This is a genomic window from Ensifer sp. Root558 (genome assembly GCF_001427045.1).
Lineage (GTDB): Bacteria > Pseudomonadota > Alphaproteobacteria > Rhizobiales > Rhizobiaceae > Ensifer > Ensifer adhaerens.
This window is the reverse complement of sequence record NZ_LMGC01000038.1, coordinates 193,597-213,782: the sequence shown is the minus strand read 5'-3', so window position 1 is coordinate 213,782 and position 20,186 is coordinate 193,597. Positions and strand designations below refer to the sequence as shown.

Below are 20,186 nucleotides of genomic sequence, written 5' to 3'. Positions count from 1 at the left end.
GTGAGCGTCCGGTGAGCGGATTTTGGTCCGGCGGGGAATTGGCGCAAGTTACGTCACAGATGATTCATTTGTGACGTAACAGGGTATGAATGGCCAAGGTTGAGATCCTGACGGGTGCCGAGCGACAACGTCGATGGTCCACGGAACTGAAGCTTTCGATCTTGCAAGAAGCGTTCAGCGCGGATGGCAGCGTTTCGGATGTAGCGCGCCGGCACGACGTTCTTCCGCAACAAATATACGCCTGGCGAAAGAAGTTCTCGCCATCCGAATTGAAACCTCCACAGACCCCATCGTTCATCCCGGTTTCGCTTATCGGAGCGTCGGAGAGCGTGAGTGACGGTTCCAAGAGGATCGGTGCTCGGTCGAGATGCAAGGACGTTGAAATCGTCTTGAGGAATGGCCGTCTACTGAGAATTGCAGCGGATATGGATCTCGAAGTGCTATCGTCGCTTGTCGCTTGTGTGGAGGCAGCATGATCGGGCCTTCGGGAAATGTGCGGGTTTATCTGGCCTGCGGAGTGACCGACATGCGGCGTGGCATTGATGGACTCTCCACGCTCGTTGAGACGGTCCTCAAGGAGGCGCCAGGATCCGGCGCAATCTTCGGCTTCCGTGGAAAGCGCGCCGACCGGATCAAGCTTCTATGGTGGGATGGCCAAGGGTTCTGCCTATTCTACAAGATTCTCGAGCGCGGATACTTTCCCTGGCCCACGGCGAAAGATGGTGTTGCGCATCTTACGCAGGCCCAGTTGTCGATGCTTGTCGAAGGGATTGACTGGCGCCGACCAGCGTGGACTTCCGCCCCTGGCCGCACGGGTTAAAAGCTATATTTTACAGGCACATCCGGGGCAAAACGCTAGTGCTTTCGCTGCAAATCGGCTATGTTTTTGGGCATGAAAGCACCGCCGCTGGACAGTCAGGACGAGCTATTGGCATTGCGCGCGCTCGTCGCTGAACAGGCGGCGAAACTCAGCGCACAAGAAGCCGAAGTCATCAAACGCGACTCGATCATCGGTCTTCTGCGCGCGCAGCTGGAACTGCTCCGACATCGGCAGCACGGCGCATCCTCGGAAAAGATCGATCGGAAGATTGAGCAATTCGAACTGATGCTCGAGGAGATCGAAGCCTCTCGCGCCGAGGCTGATGCTCGTTCCGGAAAAGGCCTGCTGCCAGATCTGGATGATACCCCCGACAAGCCGAAACGCAGGCCTCTGCCGGATGGTCTTCCAACCGAAGAGCGGGTGTACACAGCGCCCTGCAGTTGCCCGACGTGTGGTGGCAAGTCCTTCCTGAAGGCGGCCGACAAGGTGGTGCAGGTGATGGAGCATGTGCCGGCTTCTGTGAAGATCGTCCGGCATATCGAGAAGCGCATGGTCTGTAAGGACTGCGATACAACGGTATCGGGTGAGATGCCGAGCTTGCCGATCGAGCGAGGCAAACCTGGACCAGGACTGCTCGCACACATCATGGTCGCCAAGTTTGACGATCATATCCCACTCTACCGTTTGTCCGAGATGTACGACCGGCTGGGGATCGACATCTCCCGGTCTGTCATGGCGGACTGGGTTGGCCGTGTGTCCGTTCTGCTCTCGCCCCTCATCTTGCTGATCAGAGCCCATATCGCCGCGGTCGACCGAATACACACGGACGATACGCCGGTCGATGTTCTCGACCCAGGACGAGGAAAGACGAAGACCGGCAGGGTCTGGGTCTATGTCTTCGACGGCAGCGGCTACCAGGATCCCACGCCCGGAGCGATCGCCTATTACTATAGCCCCGACCGAAAGGGCGTGCATCCGGCTGAACACCTCGCTCACTTCAGCGGCGTAATGCATGCGGATGGCTATGCTGGCTATAGCAAGCTTTACGGCAACCAGATCATCGAAGCCGCCTGCATGGCGCATGTGCGCCGCAAGTTCCATGATGTGATCAAGCTCAAGCCATCTCCGATCGCCGACGAGGCTCTGTCGCGCATCGGTGCACTCTACGATATCGAGGATCGTATCCGCGGCATGTCTTCCGACGAGAGGCGAACACTGCGCCAGCAACACGCCAGACCCATTCTGGCGGACCTCAAGGCTTGGATTGAAACGACGCTTTCGACGCTGCCGCAGAAACAAAAGCTTGCCGAAGCGATGCGATACGCTCTCTCGCGATGGGCAGCTTTGAGCGTCTACATTGACGATGGCCGTGTCGAAATCGATAACAACATAGCTGAGCGCGCTATGAGGCCACTCGGAATTGGAAGAAAAAATTGGCTCTTTGCTGGGTCAGACAAGGGCGGCGAGCGCATCGCCAATATCCTGACCATCATCGAAACAGCTAAACTCCATGGCCACAATCCAGAGACCTATCTGGCAGACGTCCTGACCAGGATCCAGAGCCATCCGAAGGATCGACTTGAGGAACTGCTCCCGTGGCAGTGGACTCCGGCAAACGACCGGTACGAGGCTGCGTGATGGCGCGCTCAAGGATCATCTATACCCTCAAAGAGGTCGCTGAGATGATCGGCGAGAACCTCGAGTTGATCGAAGAGGTGACCGCCAACTCGGATAATATCAGCGAAGGCGAATTGCTTTATGTCCGCGACGGCAGCGAACACGGCACAAAGGGCCTGACCGAGAACGGCGTGGACGAGCTCCAAAATCTCCTCGCCGACATACGGACATGGGATGGTGGAATCCGCCAGTTTCTCGTCGATGAACAATGCGATCCGGATGTGGTCGAACGCGTTATGGCAGACGAGATGAAACGCGACCTATAATCTCGGCCTCTCAACCAAGCTAAAATGCCTTCGCCGGACGCTCACGNCTCGACCAGATCCTCGGCGAAGAGATTTCCAAGTTTCTCGTCGATGAACAATGCGATCCGGATGTGGTCGAACGCGTTATGGCAGACGAGATGAAACGCGACCTATAATCTCGGCCTCTCAACCAAGCTAAAATGCCTTCGCCGGACGCTCACGGAGTGTCCAATGTTCATTCATCTGCTGGCGCTGCCAGCGGAAGAACGCGCTATTCAGGATGGGGTGGCGCACCAGGCACCTGCGCTGGCTCCGTAGGCGCCAACCCCGCGACCCGGATCTACGTCTGCACTTGTGATCGTCAGGCTGAGCTCGGATCCCACGTCGGTTTGTCAACCGTGGTGCAAGGTACAGCCCGCCAATTGGAATGACGAGCATTGAGCAGCGTTGAATTCCCGTCCACCACGAGCCACAGCCCGTTGCCAAGGGCGTGTACAGTGAGGGGTTTTCGCTTCTCCTGCTTGCCGCGCGCCGACGCAAGCATATAGCGGTTCGCGCTGATGATGCCTCGTTCGCGCATTCGCGCGTTAACAAGCTGCTCGAGCGGAATAAGCAGATGTGCTTCTCCAAGATCGAAGTAGAGCGAAGGATCATCCGGCAACCTTTCGAGCGCGGCCGCGATCTCTTGGTTCAACTCCATCTTTCCAACGGCGCCGTCGGCCTGGAGTGCTAGATACTTTCGCGACATTTCATCGGCTTTCATTCAGCGCTACAGCGACGAGCACTTCGCTGGGCCATCCCGGCCAGGACGACCCTGTTGCTCGTCGGCATTCGGTACCATTATCGCTCATGATTGCTGGGTATCTATGTGAAATCGCACGGTCGGCTGTCCGACCGACAAGTTTTAACTGTTCCCCAATGTGCATGCTTGCTGTTGGGTCAATCGAAGGCTTTTCTTTCGCCTGCCAGGGTCCACAGCGTTTGATGTGAAATCGGCCAATGAACCGATTTTTGCCATCTGAACGCCGCCGATCGCTTGAGCGCCTGCCTAGCTCAAAGGCCTTCGAGGGATCCCCCAGTGTCAGGCACCAATTGCTGCGCCCGTACCATCGAACAGCGAGGACCGGCTCTCGTCGATCCGGATCCCGACGGCTTCGCCAACGCGGAAAGGTGTGTCGGCCGGTGCGCTGACATTGATCAGGCCGAGCCGGCCGGCGCGAACGAAGACGCTCATATTGCCGCCGAGATACTCGCTCGCCTCGATGACGCCGCGGCAATGCCCAGTTTCCGGAGCAACCAGCGCCAAGTGCTCGGGCCTTGCGCCCAGTTTCTCGGGTTCGACCGTCCCTGGCATGGGAAGCGCTAGATCGCCTTCGCCGCTCAGGTCGAGGCGGCCGCCCTGGTCGCGCCGGCATGGCAGGAGGTTCATCTTTGGGCTGCCGATGAACTGCGCGACGAAAAGGTTCGCCGGCTTTTCGTAGAGGTCTCTCGGGCTACCCTGCTGCATGATCCGCCCGTCCTTCATCACGACGATCCGGTCGGCCAGCGTCATCGCCTCCACCTGGTCATGGGTCACATAGATCATGGTGGCGCCAAGCGTGCGATGCAGCTTGGCGATCTCAAGTCGCATATCGACGCGCAGCGCCGCATCGAGGTTTGAAAGCGGCTCGTCAAAGAGAAAGCCGACCGGCTCGCGCACAATTGCCCGCCCGATTGCGACTCGCTGGCGCTGGCCGCCCGAGAGCTCCTTCGGATAGCGGTCCAGAAGGGGCGTGAGCTTCAGCGTTTCCGCCGCTGCCTCGATCTTGGCCCTTGCGGTCGCCGACGGCACCTTGGCGAGCCTCAGGCCGAAGCCCATGTTCTGCCGCACCGTCATGTGCGGATAGAGCGCATAGGACTGGAAGACCATGGCGAGCTGACGATCGACCGGCGAAGCGGACGTCGCATCCCGCCCATTGATCAAAATCTGGCCGTCGGTCGTTGCCTCGAGACCCGCGATCATGCGCAACAGCGTTGACTTGCCGCAGCCGGAGGGCCCGACGATGACGACGAATTCACCGTCGGCGATCTCAAGGTCGAGCTCCCGGATGATCTCAACTGCGCCGTAGCGCTTTCCGGCTTTCCTGAGCGAAATCGTTCCCATGCGTGTCTCCTGGAATATCAACCCTTGACCGCGCCGGCGGTCATCGATCCACTGATCTGGCGGTACATCACGAGGCCGAGCAGCATTGGCGGCAAAGCGCCGACGACCATCACTGCCGATGCTACGCCCCACTGCACACCGCCGCCGCTTGCGGCAAAAAAGAAGGATGCGCCGACCGTGACCGGAACTGCCTTGGAGGTCGTCAGCATCAGGCCGAAGAGGAATTCGTTCCACGCGGTGATGAAGCCGAAGATCAGGCTGGTGACGATCGCCGGCCGGCAGAGCGGCATCACGACCTTGATGAGGATCTGCGTGCGGTTTGCACCATCCATGAGGGCAGCCTCGTCGAGTTCCGCGGGCAGGTCACGGATGGCGTTGACGAGGATGACGAGCGCAAGCGGCAGGTTGACGATCGTCAGGATCAGCCCCAGCCCCAGGCGCGTATCAAGCAGCGCAAGCCACTGGAACATCATGTAGAGCGGGATGGCGAAGATGATCAGCGGCACGGCGCGCAGGTTGACAATAAAGGGCAGGAGTGTGCGTTCGCCAATCTTGCCGCGGGCAATCGCGTAGGCTGCGGGGAGCGCCAGCGCCACGGCAAGTACCGTTCCCATCAGCGCCACAGCAAGGCTGTTGAACAGATAGAGGAAGATGTTCAGCCGATCGGAGACCTCGAACACGGCGCGGTAGTTCTCAAATGTCGGGGCCTGGACCCAGAGACCGGGGTTGCCGGAAAGCTCGCGCGCACTCTTGAACGAGGTGGAAAGCGTCACCAGCACCGGAAAGTTCAAGCCGATGGCGGCAACAGCGAAAACGAACCAACGGAGTGCTGACATCATCGCTTGGCTCCTTTCCGCCGGCTGGCGAGAGCATTGAGGCCATAAAGCACGGCGAAGGAGGCGACGAACAGGACGACTGAGGCGGCAACCGCCTTGCCGATGGCGCCCTGCTTGAAGAAGGCCTCATAGATGTAGATCGACAGCGATGCCGTCGATCCGCCGGGACCGCTCCCGGTCAACACATAGACGTTGTCAAAGACCCGGAAGCCGTCGATGAAGCGGATAAGCAACGCGGCCGCGATCGTAGGGCCCATCATCGGCAGTTCGATGAACCACAGGCGCTGCAGGCTTCGCGCCCCGTCCATTGCGGATGCTTCGGCAATCTCGGAAGGGATCGCCTGATAAGCCATGTAGAAAAGCAGCAGCGTGAATGGTGTCCACTGCAACGTCTCAACGACGACCAGGGTCCAGAAGGCGGAGCCGGGCCCAAGGAACGAGATGCTGGCGCCGAAATAGGTCCAGAGATAATAAGGTACCGGCCCGACGAATTCGTGCAAGACAAGGCGGTACATCAGGCCGACCAGTGCCGGCGCGACCATGAGCGGCAGCATCAGGATCGCCATCAGCCAGCTCCGTTTTTCGATGAGCGGCGACAGGAAGATCGCCAGCGACAGCCCGAGCAGGCATTCGAGAATAGCGGTCAAGAGGCCGAAGCGCAGCGAGAACCAGCTCGCCTGCCAGAAAGCCGCATCGCTCCAGACCGAGAGAAAGTTCTTGAGCCCGGTAAACGTCGGCTGGCGTAGCGTCTCGAAGGAGACCTCGGAGACCGAATAGATCAGATTGACGAGGGCCGGGAAGCCCAGGAAAACGAGCAGGAAGAGGACGAGCGGCGTGGCGAGCAGCCGGAACTCAGGGGCATTGGATTGCGGTCTGGCTATCGTCATGGCACCGATCTGTGTCTGTTGTCGGTCGGGCAAGGGGACGCAAGGTGTTTCCTCGGTCCACTTCCCAGTGCCTGTTACAGGAGATCTAGCCAGCCCAAATCCTTGAGCTGGATGGCTCTTTGGCACCGCGGACGCGGCGCACCTGGATCCCGTGCGGAGCACTGGCAAGTGGGGTGGAGAAAGATTCCCCGGTACCCGCTTGTCGTTGAGGGCTGCGGCCTCCTGGAGGACGCCGCAACCCTTTCACTTACTTCAGCAGGTCTGCCATGCCCTTTTCGGTGTTAGCGAGCGCATCCTCGATCGATTGCTGGCCGGACCAGTAGCCGGTGAACTCCTTGGCCTGCAGTTCGTAGACCGACAGCGCCTTGGCTGACGTAGCACCGTTCATGACGTAACCGTACTTGCCGGCGAATTCGCCGAGCTTGACGAGATCAGGCCGGGAATCGGCGACCTCGACGACCACTTCCGGCGTCAGGGCTGGTGCGCCGTTGTTTTTGGCGTAGATCAGCGCGGCTTCCTTGGAAGACAGCCACTTCACGAACTTGGCCGCACCCTCCTTGTTTTCGGCATTCTTGTTGAGGCCGAAACCGAGGCCGTGGATATGGGTGAAGCGCCCTTGAGGACCTGCAGGTGGTGCGACCGTTTCGGTCACGTCTGCCACAGCAGGGGATTTCTCCTTGCTCGTCAGGTCGCCGGCTGCCGCATTCCATTGCAGCATTGCGGCCACTTGGCCAGACGCAAAGGCGGCATTCGCCTCGGCAAATTCGTAAGACAGTGAGTCCTTCGGTGATGCGCCATTGTCGTAGAGCAGCTTGTAGATCTCGAGGCCCTTTCGATAGGCATCGGAGTTCACGGTGATCTTGCCGCTGTCGTCCATCCAGTTCGCACCATAGGCGCGTGGTACCGACTGCCAGACCATGATGTTGAAGAGAAGGTTCTTGAGCTGCAGCACCGTGCCGTAGCGGGTCGGGCTGTCCGGGTTGACCGCCTGAGTGAAGTAGAGCGCGGTGGCGGCGTAATCGTCCCAGGTCCACTCGTCCGGGATCTTGGGCTCCAGCTTCTTGCCGAGATACTTCTCCGAGATCTCGGCATATTTCGCCTTGCCGGCGTCATCTTTCAGCAGGGCCTCGATCAGGTCCTTGCGGAAATACATGAAGTGAAGCGAGAGATCGGTTGGCACGCCATATTGCTTGCCCTGGTACTGCATGGTCGACAGTACGGAATCGCCATAGACCGCCTTGGCTTCGCCCGAAAGTTCGACCGGCTCCATGAACGGCGCGTAACGGCCGATCGAATAGGTAGCGAGCAGGTTGAGGTCGAAGGCCTTCGAGCCAGCGGCGAGATCGGCCTGCAGCTTGTCCCAGAAGCCGTCTCGGTTGAAGAACAGAAGTTCGACCTTGTCGTTCTCGGCAACGTCTGACTTGGCGTTGTAGGCGTCGGCGGCAGCCCGCAGTGCCGTTTCTTCCGGGCCGCCCGGCCAGCCGAGCACCGTTACTTCCGCAAGGGCCGGCGTGGCCGCCAGCAGGCTCGCAATACCCGCTGCGGCGAGCAGCGCACGTCTTTTCGTTGTCGCAAATGTCATTTTTGGTTCTCCCTCAAGTTTTGTTGACACTCTGCAAGATTAGCAACGCCGATCACCCCTGCATTCTCCCCAAGGGCGGCGGCGTGTAGCGCTGGTCGAAGGCGTGGCGGCACCGGTTCCAGTGCGCGTTCGACGGCGGCGAGATAGCCTTCGGCCAGGCCGATGCTGCCGCCGATGACGATGCGTTTCGGGTCCAACGTGAGCTGGATGTTGCGGCAGAGCAGCGCGGTTCGCCCCGCGGATGTTTCGATGATGCGCCTGGCCCAGTCATCGGCATTTCGGGCCGCGGCAAAGACGTCGCGCGCGGTGGCGCCGGATTGGTGGGGGGATGCCTCCCTGGCGATCCAGTGGCCGGACACGCGATCTTCGAGCACATCATCAGCCCATTCGGCACTACGCGATTGGCCGAAGTGTCCGGCGAGGCCCTCGAGCAGACGCCCGTTCAGGACGATGCCGCCGCCGATGCCGGTGGAGATCGTCAGGAAGACCATGTCTTCGCGGTTGCCTGCGCCAAAGGCGTATTCACCCCAGGCGGCCGCATGGGCGTCGTTTGCAGCCAGTACCGGCACGTCAGCCAGTCGTTCGATCGTCGCTGTCAGCGGAAACCGATCAGGTATGGCGAGTGTGTTGCGGTTGAGCGCTGACCATTGGCCGTTATCGACAATGCCAGTGACCGCGGCGCCGACCGAGCCGTACGCACCGCGCCAGGACGCGATCGCACCGAAGAGTGCGGCGAGCCACTGGGTCGGGTCGCCTTGGCGGGGCGTCGGCATCCGGTGCGTGTCAACGATCTCTGTTCCCCGGATAAGGGCAGCCAGCATCTTCGTGCCGCCGACATCGATCGAAAGAACGGTCCGGGGCTCAGTCATGATCAAGCCTCGCTTCCGGCAAGCGTTTGATCGAGCGCCTGCCGGAACCACGCCGTCACATGTTCGGGACGCGTGATCGCGGAACCGACGACGACAGTGAAGGCCCCCGCCTGCAGCGCCTGAGCGGCCTGTTCGGGCGTGCGCACACAGCCTTCGGCAACCACGTGAGGGGTGAGGCCGCGCATGGCGGCGATGAGCGCGAAGTCCGGCTCGCTCGGCTCGACCGGTCCGGTGTAGCCAGCAAGGGTTGAGCCGACGATCTCGGCACCTTCGGCAAGCGCGCGCTCGGCGTCGGCGAAAACAGAGCAATCCGCCATGGCGATCTTGCCGCCGGCGTGAATGCGCTCGATCAGCGTCCTGGTCGCAACCGGCCGTTCGCGAGCAGTGGCATCATAGGCGATGATATCGGCGCCGGCTGCCGCCAGAGCATCGACGTCCTCGACAAAGGGGGTGATGCGGATCGGCGATGTCTCCAGGTCGCGTTTGACGAGGCCGATAATTGGCCGATCGGTCGCCTGGCGCACGGCGCGAACATAGTCTGCAGATTCGATGCGAAGGGCGGTTGCGCCGCCGTCGAGCGCGGCCAAGGCGAAACCGACAACCATGGCGGCATTGTCCATGACGCCGCCTTTCACCGGTTGGCAAGAAACGATCAGACCGTGCTTGAGGCTATGGATGTCGAAGGTCACGCAGGCTCTCCCAATGGAGGCCTCACGGTAACAGTGTAAGACCAGATTGCAACAGGAATTATACTGGTATTACCTCATCAGCTCGATAACGAAGTCGTAGACGTCACCCCGGTACTTGGTCTGGGTGAATTCGACAATTTGCCCATCGGCCAGGAAACAGCGCCGCTCCATGACGAGCAGGCTCGTGTCTTCGGGCGTTGCGAGCAGGCGTCGCTCTTCATCGCTTGCAGGCTTTGCCTGCATGCGCTGCAGTGCCCGGACAGGCAAAGCGCCGTGGGCTGCGAGATATTCGTACAAGGACGCGCCGATGGCGTCCGGATCCGGCACAAAGCGGGCGGGAAGCGATGCCGTTTCGATCGCGATCGGCGTGTCGTTGGCCGTCCTCAATCGTCTAAGGCGTACGATTTTTTCTCCCGCCGGAATGCCAAGCGCCATCATTTCAGCGGGTGACGGGCGGCTGATTTCACGTGAGATCCAGGTGCAACCGGGTTCCAGCCCGCGCGAGCGCATATCTTCGGAGAAGCTCGTCATCGTGGCCAGGGATTTCTCGACACGTGATGAAACAACGGTCTTTGCCCCCTGGCGGCGGTCAAGCAGGCCATCAGCGACGAGCCCTTCGATCGCCTTGCGCACCGTCACGCGCGAAATCGAAAGGCCCTCGCTCAAGTCCCGCTCGCTGGGGATGACCGAACCGCGGCGGAGCGTCGAGGCGCTGATGGCCTGTTTGATCGCCTCTTCAAGGCGGCGATAGAGCGGCTCGCCGCTGTCGCCCGACATTTGGCTGGCAAGAAACTCGAGCGTTGTCTGATCGTTCATGGGGATCACCTTTCCGGATGACCCCTTATGCAAAATTTTTCATAGGTTTTAAACTGGTATTGTCGTAATCGGCCTCAGCGACACATGCCGGGCCAATGTGTGGCGCCGATACGTGGCGGCAAATGGCGTCCTGCACGAGCCTAAAGCAGTGCCACTATCGCTGCGATGAACAGCATTGCGAGCACCGCGAGTGCAAGATGGAGTAGGTTCGCCCGGTGGCTTTGGCTTCTAAAAGTTCGCGCCATGTTCTTTACCTCACGATCTGACATGTAACGCACAGCTCTCATGATGGTTCATGGCCATCGCAGCTGAACCGTCGGCTGGCGACCGCCTATGCATTTCCCACATGGGAGCGCTGAGTTTTCAGCGCTGCAACTTACGGAAAGCCTGAGCTATAAGGTGTTCATCGAAGCGAAACGAGGCGCCACGGACTGGCAGCCAGGCTTCGAAAGCCCATTGTCGAACCGCGAACTTCGCGACCTCGGCATCGAACGCGCCGACATCGACCGCGTCGCACGTACGGCCTTCGCCCGCTAAGGCGATCTTAAAGACTGAAGAATTGCCAAGCGCCTGCATCTCCTGCGGGCGCTTTTGCTTTTGAGGTCATGGAGTTTGTTGGGGCGTAGGGAACACCATATGTTCCAGGCTGGCGCGCCCCGCAAAATCGTCCAAAAGAAAACCCCGCCGGGGAAGGCGGGGCAAGGCTCACGCCCAGTTGGCTCGGGGAAGAAACTCCATCAGAAGACTGACATGCGCACGTAGCGAAGAATGAAACAGGCTGTTGCGGATTGCTGATGAGCTCCCTGATGACCGTTCGCCGTCTTCAAGGCGAGCCCTGCGGCACTGGCGAAGGCACGCCGAGTCTTATTGCCTTTGAGAAATTTGGCGACAACCCGTCGTCCCGAGCACGTTGGCCGATATGACTGGCATTTCTGAGTTCTGCGAGCGACACTGACGTATCGACCGCCCCCCGATCATAAGCGTAGTCGGGAAGATACCCGTTGACGATGAGACGCCAGTCGAACGGGATCGAGTCTCCTACAACGCGCATCATCTTGACAACCGTCGTCGTGCAGTTGGTCGTAAGCGAGTTGTAGAAGAGCGGCGTTGTGGCAAGAGCGTTGGCGTCTGTAACATACTCGCGCAGAAGCGCACGCGCCTGGTCAGGTGACGCCTTCAGGCGATAGATTTGAACATCCTCGCTGCGGAAATTTGACCGGACGCCCACCACGTCCCGTTCGTCGGCTGCGATGATCACCAAAGGATTGCTCTTGAACAAATCTGCGAGCGGCGAGAACGCGCCGCCAACCCGCCGACGGACTTCGACCGACCACGGGAGCTGCTCGCCGCCTTCAAATCCAAAGCTGAATATTACATGGGCAATCTCTGGCCCCGCCCAATAGGACATGAACAGGTCGACTGTTCGGAGCTTCCTCATATCGTAGGTCCGCGTGGTCCACCGTTCGACGAATTCCGTGCTGCTGTGCCATTCGAAGTTGCGAACATTGGTTAGTGTTAGCAGGTCGCCGTGAAATTCGCCTGTAACCTGTCGTGCAACATCAGGTGCCCACGAACCGTCTTCGACGGGTTTGATCGTCCTCCACCAAATCAAGACAACTGCGAACGCAACTGCAAATACCAGGAGAGCTTTGAGACGCCAGCGGCCAAACAGCGCGGCGACCGTCAAAAGCCCGACAAGTGCAAAGAGCCCGGCGATAAAACCTCTTGTGAATTCGGAAACGGGAAGACGATACCACAATGCAAGCGAGGCCCATGCGGCTGCCACGGCTAGCAGAATCGCCGGCGGAACAGTCAGAACAACCAGAGCCCAGCGACTCCAGCCACTCCTTTGCTTGTTCCAACCTGGATTCCTCAACACTCCAGGTCCCGCGTAGTTTGCCAGCCGCTTTGTTTGGGCTGCCGCTTGCTCATGTTTGACTCCTTTCGTCACATTCTCGATTGGCCCATTTCAAGAGCCGCTTAAACCACACAGTATTTCCCCAGGTTCGCTCTTCGTCAGCATTATGTCGAATATATCGTACTACTGAAGAACGTAACGGTTACATTCCGCACGAGCGCGTTGCAGCCGGGGTGAGGAGGGAACCGTCAATTATTGACGGGAAAACCTCCGGAAATCGTCAACTGCCACCAACCGTATACTGGCTCGGCATCTTCGCGCGACCGTTGTTTGCCGCCAGGCAAAGCACTCATCGGTCAGTTCGCGATGTTCAGGTGGTCAATGACCTCAGGTCAATTGCGCGCGAGGGATGGGAAGAGCTAGCGTCGATGGCGAGGGGCAAAATCGCCGTCACCCGTGATTAGGGTTCTCGAATAGCAGGAACGTCGTCCTCGAGGATCGGGAATGAACCTTCAATCGCTGCGCCAATGAAGGCTTTCCGTGACAGATCCAGCGCTTCGCCGCGCTCTAATGCGCCATGGCAGCGATTCCTTGCGCGTTCATAGAACCATCCGCCCTGGGGCAACTCATTCAGATATTGCAGGGCATCGTGTGGTCCGTGGATACACCGCTCGCCATTCACGCCAATCCTGACAGGATTATCCCAAATGATGGTTTGCATTTGCGTTGACTCCGGTTCGGCACAGAACGTCTAGCGGGAAGCATTGTTCCAACCATCGCTTTGGTAGTTGAGAGACACGGGTTCGCCACGATGGTCACGTGCCGCCGACGCCTTGCCGCATCACCGAAGTGGGGCGTTCGTCTGCGCAGAACGCCACGCCGAAATAGACATCTTTTCAGCAATGCCTCCTTCAATCACCAGCACGCTATCGAAGAAATCAATTCCGCCCTCCGATTGGATCGAGGAGGTATCGTGCATAATGGCAATAACCGTCGCCTCCGGGCAAATCTCTTTGATCGCTTGATAAAACGCTTGCACCGCCTGCCCATCAAGAGCGCTTGTTGCCTCGTCAAGGAAGAGCAAACCCGGCTTCAGCAACAGGACTTTCGCAAGAACAAGCTTCTGCTTTTCACCCCCGGACAACAGCTTGTCCCACTGCTGCCCCTCGCGTCCTTCATCAAAGAGCTCCCCAGAAATTTCATGGAGCCCCGCTTCTTCAAGCGCCGTGGAAACCGCAGCGTCCTTATGCTCACGGGCGTCATCCGGAAGACAGACGAGATCCTTCAGGCAAACGCCCTGTAGTTTGACCTCCTGGGCCGCAAAGAGAGTTCGCAAACCGTCCGGCAACGTGATCTTGCCCCGACCGTGCGGCCAAAGACCGTTTATCGCCTTGAGAAGTGAGGTCTTTCCACTCCCCGATTCACCCATCACCAAAGTCCACTCGCCCGGAGCGAAATTGAGTTCGATGGCGGTCAAAAAGGGCTCGTCCTCACCAGTATGGAGGAGCTCGACCGAATGGATGGTCAAGCCGCCTTCTACGGCTTCCGCTATGGTATATTCAAACGCGGCGGGTCCACTTTGAGCATAGTAGTCTTGTGGTCGCTGCACCGTTTCTATCGCTTCCGCAAGCTCTGTTATGCGCCGCGCGTCCGCCCGCAGTGTCGCGATGTCAGGCATCGCATGAATAAACCATGAGCAATCGTTGATGAGGGCCGTCGCTAGTTCGGCACCGGTGACATAGTCTTGTAGGCTGATGGTCTTGTCGACATAGGGAAGCAGGCCCGGCGCGTAGGCCACGATGCGTGAGCCGATGAAACTATGCACCAGCTCAAAGCCCATATAGCCGGCAGTAATCCGATTGAGCCTCGCCCATGTGTGGTCAATATCTTGATACCGGCGCACATTGAGCGCCTTTTGCGCGGGCTCCCCTCTGATAACCGCAACGTGAAAACTGCGGCGCAAGAACTGGTTGAGTTCGCTGCGATAACTGCCTTCCGCCGATTGAATGCGGATAGACAGCCCCTGAAGGATACCTCCCAGCTTGGCCGCAATGAATGTGTTGAGGGGCACGTAGATCGCAATCGCCAGCAGCGTCAGGAAGGCGCTGCCGTAGCCCCCAAGAACGTCAAGCCCTCGGATCGGGCTCGACGTTTCGATCAGCTTACCGCCAACGAACGCGAGCGATAGCACCACCCCGGCGATGCCGATGCCCAGACCGATTGCACCGCCGGTCATGCCCTTTATTGCTTCCTGCACCCGCTGATCGATGTTGTCCGGCGATGACGTGTTCCCTTCACCCGCTCCACCAAAGCCATTTTGTTGCAAGTGGAAGTGGGTGTGACTGGAATCGAGAAGTGCCTGATTGAAGCGTTCATCCAACCACTGGCGCCATTTTCGGTGTAGGCTGGTCGAAAGGAAGTGACGGACCGCAGTAAACCCCGCGTCCCTTGTGATCGCGATCGCAGCAAGCGTCGCTGCGGTCTTTAGAAGCGACGCAGGCGTTGTCGGTACCGTAGGGTGGTGGAAATTCGCGATCCGATTGACCAATTCGCCTGAGGTCAGCGCGAACCATACGCTTGCCTGAGCCGACAATCCGGTAAGCAGCAGGATGAGAATGGTCAGGCCCCAAGCGTCTCTCCAGCGATTAGAGAGCCAGTAAGCGAGCAACAGCCCCCAGAAGCTACGCATCGAGGATACGGGGCTGCTTGGGCGCCGCCGTTTCTCGCCGAAGAACCGTTTAACCCGTGCTGTTGCCCGATGCGCCTTGCCGCGCACGACTTCACTCAAGCTCATCTTCCTGAATTGGAGTAAGGATGGGACTTGTCAAATGCTGATGATCTGATGGCCGACGAAAAGCAGGGTCCTTGCAAGCGATTTGGTCGCGACTGGTGATCAGGAGGATCTTAAGGCCGGCAGCCTACTCGCCGTAGGGCCAATAGCTAAGCGGCGACGCCGGAACGTGAGTTCAACATCGGAGGCCAGACATCAAGTATCGCTACGTCGTAGTCGGCAACCGCGCGGTGCTGGACACTGGCACTCGTAGTGTCGTTCAGATTATCAACTGAGGATGCTGGACGAGTTACAGAGGCTTCCCTGCGGGAATCGGTCCTTCACTTCAGCGCAGCGGTTTTTTCGAAAGTGTCCGGCAAGCGGGCGCAGTTTCTGTTGAGGCGGGGAGACCGCGCTTCTCGTCGTGAAACCTGATTTGTCCCACGGGAGGCCGTGGCACGGAACCTGTGCGCCGCTTTCTGGTTGGGTGGGAGGAGAGGAGTTGCATATGAGCATTGACAAACCGAAAAACGGTGCGCCGGGCACCACCGACCAGTCTCCTCGTCGGGAAGGCCCTGACGAGAGCAGACCTCGGGGGTATCTCCCAGCGAAAGACGGACCAGATTCCGATCGCGACGCTGTGGGCGAAAACAACCGAGAACCGGAGCGTCCGTCCGATGCGTTGAAGACAAAAAAATGAAGCGAAGGGCAAATGCGCTCCTTCGCAGGCGGACGGAAAAGCAGCGGCGTTGCAAGCGCAAAACAACTGCGTGACGGGTCCAAGGATAGGCCATCGTCAGGCGCCGGGCCATGATACTCCGTGGGCTTTGACGAAAAATAGCCGGATCGCGCCGAGTAACAGCCAAATTCGCAATCTTCAGGTCTCAGGGCAAGGTCTGCGCCGTCCTCGGCGCAGAACCTTCGCGCTAGAAGGCAATGCTTCCTGCCATGAAGGCAAGGACGAGAAACAGCACGAATATCGCCAGAGCGACGTAAAAGAGGATCTTCGCTATACCAGCACTTGCTGCAGAAACACCCGAGAAGCCAAGCAAGCCTGCTACGACCGAGATTACAAAAAATATAATAGCCCACTTTAGCATATGTTTCTCCCCGACGGCCGAAACGAATCATCTGGGCATTGAACCCGCAGCCGTGAGTATTGTTCCAGGCGCCTTTAAGTTGTGATCACGCCGGATCGGTGCAAACTCCTGGTCCAATCCATGCCGCAAAGCCGCGGCATCCCTGCTCTCTCTTCCGCCCGCCGATTTACTGGCTCTCGCGGCGGCAGTACGGTCACTGCCGCGCGCATCGTCAGCCATTTTTCGCAGAGTGTTATGCGCTCCTCTATCGCGCGAAGAGCCATGCGAACTGCCGCGACGACTTCTCCTTCGACTTGGTCCCCGTGATCGCCGACGTATCCTTTGTTTGGCGGATCACCCGGCTTTGAGGTTTGCGTAAACCCCTCAAAGAGCGACTCGTGCATTTTGTTCCACTGCGGAACCTTTGAAGCCGGACGGTGTTAGAACCGCTCCCCACCAAGGCGAAGGAGGTTGCCATGCCGGAGAAGACTTTAGACATGCTGTTTCACGAAACGTTGAAGGACATTTACTACGCCGAACGGCAGATACTAAAGGCACTGCCTAAAATGGCGCGGGCTGCGCAATCCCCTGATAGCAAGGCCGCTTTCGAAAAGCATCGCGATGAAACGGAAGGCCACGTGGAGCGTTTGCAACAGGTCTTCGAGATCATCGGCAAGCGCGCACAGGGTAAAACCTGTGAAGCTATTCAAGGCCTGATTGCCGAAGGCGAAGAAATCATCGAGGAGTTCAAAGGAAGTCCGGCCCTTGACGCCGGGCTGATATCTGCGGCCCAGGCGGTCGAACACTATGAGATTGCGAGATATGGTACCCTGAAGACCTGGGCCAAGCAGCTTGGGTTGGACGCCGCCGTCGCCTTGCTCGATCAGACCCTTCAGGAAGAGGGTGCGACTGACAAGGCTTTGAGCAAGTTGGCTTTGTCCGCTGCAAATATTAAGGCTGCAGCTTAACTTACGATATACTAGGCGGAGGGCCGATGCGCCCTTCGCCCCCACCCGCGTAACAGCTAGTCTTTTGTGATCTGATGGTTTGCCGCGTCGACCTTCTTTGTTTTGGGCGAGCCGCGATGGCGCAAGAATATCCACTGCAACACAAGCATCAGCGTCGAAACTACAATCGCCGGTTCGGAAAATACTCGAACCAGGACTGGGCGTCGCTAAACGCGACGATACTCGGCTCGGCGCCACGAAATCAATCGATCTTTCCCATGAGCGCGGTGCCGAGGCTGCCGAGAGCAAACGACGCCCCGAAGGCATATATCTGAAGGAAAAGAGCAACGGGCTCGATCGCACGATCATGACCGAGCGCGTGCGGGAAGCTAACGGCGATTACCAGTGCGGTGAGGGCTCCCAGTGCAAATCCAGACGACAAATGCCAGATGAGAAAACGTAATAGCATGGGCATTTTTCAACCTCCTTTATCGAAGAGGTGCCGGCGAGCCGAGATCCCATCTACCTTCCGTCGGCGCGGTCCGTGCATTGGGTGAACCTTGCCCGATGAGATTGTAGGCGGACACGCTTCTTGCGTTTTCCGGTTACAAGCGCTGAGCATTCGTTGGCCGACTGTGATGCCGTCGATCTAAAGCCGAGCTCACTCAGTCATCAGCTTTGACCGAGCCAAACGGTTTCTCCGGCCAGACGACGCCGTCTGCATCGGAATCCGGTGTGTTGTGCGGCTGACATCTCGCGCCGACGTGTCCATGCGCATCTCCGTGCACTCCTCGGCCAGCCGAACATACAAACCACAGTTTCGTTCCAGCGATTTGCGCCGCGGCTTCCCCGAATTAGGAACCATCTACCGAAAGGGCGGTTGGCAGCGAAGTTTCGTCGCCTCGTCGTCGTCGACGTTAGCACGCACGCAGTCCGGATATTGTCGTCGTTGAGCGAAATTGATCGAGAGCATCCTCACTGGCCTCGAAGGTCGCGACTGGGGTAGCCTAGCCGACAAACCGGCGTTGGCTGACGGCGGTCCGAAGGTGCAGCAGAAGAGGGGGAGGTACTGCCGCGGCTTGCGATATTGCGAGCCAAGAAGATGCACTCACCGGTATCGCGAACAGAGGGTACCGCAAAATGGGCTTTCTGGTGCAGAAGCTGATCGACCACACTCTGCGGCGAGCTTTGGAAATCTGAGGATGCTGCTATTATCCGCAGACTTAGGCACAATGGACAGCCCTAACCCTGTGCGTGCCGGGCGAGCCAATTAAGAAAGCGCAGGAACTGCATTTCGTCGGCGCGAAGTCCGGGTACGGCTTTTGCGTTTGGCCTTACCCGCGGGATTTTCTGCTCGGCTTGCGCAAGAGCGAGGACTGCCGGATGCACGTAGCTCTTACGGCAAACGGCCGGCGTGTTGTGCAGCGCCTCTGCCGCCGCGTTGCACATTTCTTTGATCGTCGGGCGTCGACCCTGAGCGAATGCTTGGCGAGCGGCAGAATATGCGGCAACGCTCCCAGCCCAAGTTCTGAACGTTTTGGCCGAAATTGGCGCCCCGCTGATCTCTGCGAGATAGCGGTTAAAGCGCCCCGACTCGATTGGCTCGGGTTTTCCATCTTGCCCCACGGATACGAAGAGCTGGCGGCCCGGGAGTTCGGCGATTCCCTCAAGTAAGCGTTGCAGTCGCGGATTTCTCAGCCGTCTTCGGATACGTTTCCCGCCCTTGCCCTTGAAGTTGAGCTCGATGCTATCGTCGGTAATCTTGAGGTGGCGCTTGAGAAGCGTTGCGGCGCCATAGCTCCCGTTCTCCTTCACGTATGTCGAGTTTCCGATGCGAAGGGGCGCGTGGTCGAGCAGCGCCGCAAGAGCAGCAAGTACGGTGAAAGGGTCGTCCACAGGCCCCTCCATATGCTTGCGGATCCGGCGTCGCAGGCGGGGGAGCGTTTTAGCAAAAGCTGGAAGCTGGCTGTATTTGGCGTTGCTTCGCATCTCCTGCCATGCTTGGTGATATCGATATTGCTTTCGACCACGCGCATCATAACCTGTCGCCTGCAGATGACCGTTTGCCTGCATGCAGATCCAGACGTTCTCGTACGCTGGGGGCAAGCCAAGCGCTTGGATACGGGCAAGAACGCGGGAATCTTTTAGCTGTTCACCGTTCGGACGCCGATAGACAAAGCCGCTTGAGGAACGAAACCGGGTGTAACCCGGTTCAGTGTCGGAGACGTAGATGAGGTCGGCGCCATCGCCTACCTGCGGACTTTCCCGCCGGCTCAATCAGATCCGTCCCATCAGAAGGAGGATCACAAGAACGACCACCACCACACCCAGAACGCCAGACGGACCGTAACCCCAGCCGGATGAATGGGGCCAGGCCGGAAAAGCGCCGATGAGCAGCAGGATGAGAATGACTAGAAGTACGGTTCCAAGCATTTTGCGGTCTCCTTACACAGCGATAAAGTCGTTTTCGTCGGTTTGCTCCCGTACCTGCCGAGCGGGGGCTGATTGATCATCACCCCTTGGTCGTTTGAACGACATATCCATTGTCCGGCTGATCAGGAAACGTTTGGATTTCGACGGTATCAGGCAGACGGGTGGCTACAGCGATGTCGCCTTGATACACGTCCGAAGGGCTGCTCTGCTCAAGTAGGTAGGTTTGAGCTTCGCCCGGTACGATGACTGTTGCAGTTTGCGCAACTGCGCCGCCGCCGAAAGACAGGCTCGCCAGCAAGCTCGCCATGACGGTTCTCTTCATGATCAGCTCTCCTAGTTGTTCCCTCAAACCCGTTTTAGAGCATTTGGTTCCAATGCGCTCCCGGAGCGGCTGCATACCGCCTGACGCCAAAGGTCGGTGACGATGTCTCTTCGACGCGAGAGGTCACAGCAGCGGCTTTAAAGTCCTGGCGTCATGAGCACCTGCTTCAGCGTCTTGAAGGTGGGAGCTCTCGGAAGAGCTGCTAGACAAGGA

At 58.7% G+C, this 20,186-nt stretch carries 19 protein-coding genes and 2 pseudogenes; 6 read left to right on the top strand and 15 right to left on the bottom strand.

Features of this window, described 5'->3' with window-relative positions:
- The first annotated feature begins 472 nt into the window (after nt 1-472).
- The 3 genes from tnpB (at nt 473) to ASD63_RS36510 (ending at nt 2,763) form a co-directional block, all read left to right on the top strand.
- On the top strand, nt 473-820 hold the full coding sequence (gene tnpB, locus ASD63_RS32950; RefSeq protein WP_060530558.1) for an IS66 family insertion sequence element accessory protein TnpB: 348 nt from the start codon (nt 473-475) through the stop codon (nt 818-820).
- A 72-nt stretch (nt 821-892) separates the two neighbouring features.
- On the top strand, nt 893-2,458 hold the full coding sequence (locus ASD63_RS32945) for an IS66 family transposase (protein ID WP_060530572.1): 1,566 nt from the start codon (nt 893-895) through the stop codon (nt 2,456-2,458).
- Complete coding sequence (locus ASD63_RS36510) at nt 2,458-2,763, top strand: hypothetical protein (protein WP_060530557.1); 306 nt, start codon at nt 2,458-2,460, stop codon at nt 2,761-2,763. The genes ASD63_RS32945 and ASD63_RS36510 overlap by 1 nt, the downstream gene beginning before the upstream one ends.
- A gap of 340 nt (nt 2,764-3,103) precedes the next feature.
- Here ASD63_RS36510 and ASD63_RS32935 read toward each other — a convergent pair whose 3' ends face one another.
- From ASD63_RS32935 to ASD63_RS32900, 7 genes and pseudogenes are all read right to left on the bottom strand, one after another.
- Complete coding sequence (locus tag ASD63_RS32935; protein WP_060516733.1) at nt 3,104-3,505, bottom strand: hypothetical protein; 402 nt, start codon at nt 3,503-3,505, stop codon at nt 3,104-3,106.
- A 318-nt stretch (nt 3,506-3,823) separates the two neighbouring features.
- Entirely contained in the window at nt 3,824-4,885 is a 1,062-nt protein-coding gene (locus tag ASD63_RS32930; RefSeq protein WP_034798716.1) for an ABC transporter ATP-binding protein, read from the bottom strand.
- Between the two features lie 17 nt (nt 4,886-4,902).
- Nucleotides 4,903-5,724 (bottom strand): carbohydrate ABC transporter permease, encoded by an 822-nt coding sequence (locus ASD63_RS32925; protein WP_060516729.1) that lies wholly within the window; start codon nt 5,722-5,724, stop codon nt 4,903-4,905.
- Nucleotides 5,721-6,608, bottom strand: coding sequence for a sugar ABC transporter permease (locus tag ASD63_RS32920; RefSeq protein WP_051659465.1), 888 nt, complete (start codon nt 6,606-6,608; stop codon nt 5,721-5,723). The genes ASD63_RS32925 and ASD63_RS32920 overlap by 4 nt, the downstream gene beginning before the upstream one ends.
- Nucleotides 6,609-6,855: 247 nt before the next feature.
- On the bottom strand, nt 6,856-8,190 hold the full coding sequence (locus ASD63_RS32915; RefSeq protein WP_060530556.1) for an extracellular solute-binding protein: 1,335 nt from the start codon (nt 8,188-8,190) through the stop codon (nt 6,856-6,858).
- Nucleotides 8,187-9,748 (bottom strand): annotated as a pseudogene (locus ASD63_RS36845) (putative N-acetylmannosamine-6-phosphate 2-epimerase). Before ASD63_RS36845 ends, ASD63_RS32915 begins: the two are co-directional and overlap by 4 nt.
- A gap of 69 nt (nt 9,749-9,817) precedes the next feature.
- A complete protein-coding gene (locus ASD63_RS32900; protein ID WP_034798725.1) occupies nt 9,818-10,564 on the bottom strand; it encodes a GntR family transcriptional regulator in 747 nt (248 codons plus the stop codon).
- 456 nt (nt 10,565-11,020) lie between these two features.
- Between ASD63_RS32900 and ASD63_RS36495 the strand changes: the two are divergent.
- A pseudogene (locus tag ASD63_RS36495) lies at nt 11,021-11,101 on the top strand (DUF1127 domain-containing protein); the annotation flags it as partial.
- Between the two features lie 286 nt (nt 11,102-11,387).
- Here the strand turns inward: ASD63_RS36495 and ASD63_RS32895 are convergent.
- The 3 genes from ASD63_RS32895 to ASD63_RS32890 all read right to left on the bottom strand — a co-directional run bounded on the left by ASD63_RS32895 (nt 11,388) and on the right by ASD63_RS32890 (nt 15,210).
- Entirely contained in the window at nt 11,388-12,389 is a 1,002-nt protein-coding gene (locus ASD63_RS32895) for a DUF4105 domain-containing protein (RefSeq protein ID WP_034798802.1), read from the bottom strand.
- Between the two features lie 493 nt (nt 12,390-12,882).
- Nucleotides 12,883-13,143: a DUF982 domain-containing protein gene (locus ASD63_RS34745; RefSeq protein ID WP_082573061.1), complete on the bottom strand. Its 261-nt coding sequence runs from the start codon at nt 13,141-13,143 to the stop codon at nt 12,883-12,885.
- Between the two features lie 120 nt (nt 13,144-13,263).
- A complete protein-coding gene (locus ASD63_RS32890) occupies nt 13,264-15,210 on the bottom strand; it encodes an ATP-binding cassette domain-containing protein (RefSeq protein ID WP_244495303.1) in 1,947 nt (648 codons plus the stop codon).
- A 490-nt stretch (nt 15,211-15,700) separates the two neighbouring features.
- Between ASD63_RS32890 and ASD63_RS36490 the strand changes: the two genes are divergently transcribed.
- Complete coding sequence (locus tag ASD63_RS36490) at nt 15,701-15,892, top strand: hypothetical protein (protein WP_082573060.1); 192 nt, start codon at nt 15,701-15,703, stop codon at nt 15,890-15,892.
- Between the two features lie 226 nt (nt 15,893-16,118).
- Here ASD63_RS36490 and ASD63_RS34735 read toward each other — a convergent pair whose 3' ends face one another.
- A complete protein-coding gene (locus ASD63_RS34735) occupies nt 16,119-16,292 on the bottom strand; it encodes a DUF1328 domain-containing protein (protein WP_034798746.1) in 174 nt (57 codons plus the stop codon).
- A 455-nt stretch (nt 16,293-16,747) separates the two neighbouring features.
- Here ASD63_RS34735 and ASD63_RS32885 point away from each other — a divergent pair, with 455 nt between their 5' ends.
- The gene (locus ASD63_RS32885) at nt 16,748-17,239 is read left to right on the top strand and encodes a ferritin-like domain-containing protein (RefSeq protein WP_034798750.1); all 492 of its coding nucleotides are present in this window, start codon (nt 16,748-16,750) and stop codon (nt 17,237-17,239) included.
- 241 nt (nt 17,240-17,480) lie between these two features.
- Here the strand turns inward: ASD63_RS32885 and ASD63_RS32880 are convergent, their stop codons facing one another.
- The 4 genes from ASD63_RS32880 to ASD63_RS32870 all read right to left on the bottom strand — a co-directional run bounded on the left by ASD63_RS32880 (nt 17,481) and on the right by ASD63_RS32870 (nt 19,973).
- Complete coding sequence (locus tag ASD63_RS32880; protein WP_060516716.1) at nt 17,481-17,693, bottom strand: hypothetical protein; 213 nt, start codon at nt 17,691-17,693, stop codon at nt 17,481-17,483.
- Nucleotides 17,694-18,460: 767 nt separating this feature from the next.
- Nucleotides 18,461-19,495 carry a DNA topoisomerase IB gene (locus ASD63_RS32875; RefSeq protein WP_060530553.1) on the bottom strand — a complete coding sequence of 345 codons (1,035 nt, stop codon included), beginning with the start codon at nt 19,493-19,495 and terminating at the stop codon, nt 18,461-18,463.
- Entirely contained in the window at nt 19,496-19,651 is a 156-nt protein-coding gene (locus ASD63_RS34730; protein ID WP_034798754.1) for a DUF3309 family protein, read from the bottom strand. It abuts the gene before it with no gap.
- A gap of 79 nt (nt 19,652-19,730) precedes the next feature.
- Nucleotides 19,731-19,973: a hypothetical protein gene (locus ASD63_RS32870; protein WP_060530570.1), complete on the bottom strand. Its 243-nt coding sequence runs from the start codon at nt 19,971-19,973 to the stop codon at nt 19,731-19,733.
- Nucleotides 19,974-20,186 lie beyond the last annotated feature (213 nt).

Coding starts and splice junctions, on each gene's coding strand:
- tnpB (WP_060530558.1), top strand. CDS start 473: ATGATCGGGCCTTCGGGAAATGTGCGGGTTTATCTGGCCTGCGGAGTG.
- ASD63_RS32945 (WP_060530572.1), top strand. CDS start 893: ATGAAAGCACCGCCGCTGGACAGTCAGGACGAGCTATTGGCATTGCGC.
- ASD63_RS36510 (WP_060530557.1), top strand. CDS start 2,458: ATGGCGCGCTCAAGGATCATCTATACCCTCAAAGAGGTCGCTGAGATG.
- ASD63_RS32935 (WP_060516733.1), bottom strand. CDS start 3,505: ATGAAAGCCGATGAAATGTCGCGAAAGTATCTAGCACTCCAGGCCGAC.
- ASD63_RS32930 (WP_034798716.1), bottom strand. CDS start 4,885: ATGGGAACGATTTCGCTCAGGAAAGCCGGAAAGCGCTACGGCGCAGTT.
- ASD63_RS32925 (WP_060516729.1), bottom strand. CDS start 5,724: ATGATGTCAGCACTCCGTTGGTTCGTTTTCGCTGTTGCCGCCATCGGC.
- ASD63_RS32920 (WP_051659465.1), bottom strand. CDS start 6,608: ATGACGATAGCCAGACCGCAATCCAATGCCCCTGAGTTCCGGCTGCTC.
- ASD63_RS32915 (WP_060530556.1), bottom strand. CDS start 8,190: ATGACATTTGCGACAACGAAAAGACGTGCGCTGCTCGCCGCAGCGGGT.
- ASD63_RS32900 (WP_034798725.1), bottom strand. CDS start 10,564: ATGAACGATCAGACAACGCTCGAGTTTCTTGCCAGCCAAATGTCGGGC.
- ASD63_RS34745 (WP_082573061.1), bottom strand. CDS start 13,143: ATGCAAACCATCATTTGGGATAATCCTGTCAGGATTGGCGTGAATGGC.
- ASD63_RS36490 (WP_082573060.1), top strand. CDS start 15,701: ATGAGCATTGACAAACCGAAAAACGGTGCGCCGGGCACCACCGACCAG.
- ASD63_RS34735 (WP_034798746.1), bottom strand. CDS start 16,292: ATGCTAAAGTGGGCTATTATATTTTTTGTAATCTCGGTCGTAGCAGGC.
- ASD63_RS32885 (WP_034798750.1), top strand. CDS start 16,748: ATGCCGGAGAAGACTTTAGACATGCTGTTTCACGAAACGTTGAAGGAC.
- ASD63_RS32880 (WP_060516716.1), bottom strand. CDS start 17,693: ATGCCCATGCTATTACGTTTTCTCATCTGGCATTTGTCGTCTGGATTT.
- ASD63_RS34730 (WP_034798754.1), bottom strand. CDS start 19,651: ATGCTTGGAACCGTACTTCTAGTCATTCTCATCCTGCTGCTCATCGGC.
- ASD63_RS32870 (WP_060530570.1), bottom strand. CDS start 19,973: ATGAAGAGAACCGTCATGGCGAGCTTGCTGGCGAGCCTGTCTTTCGGC.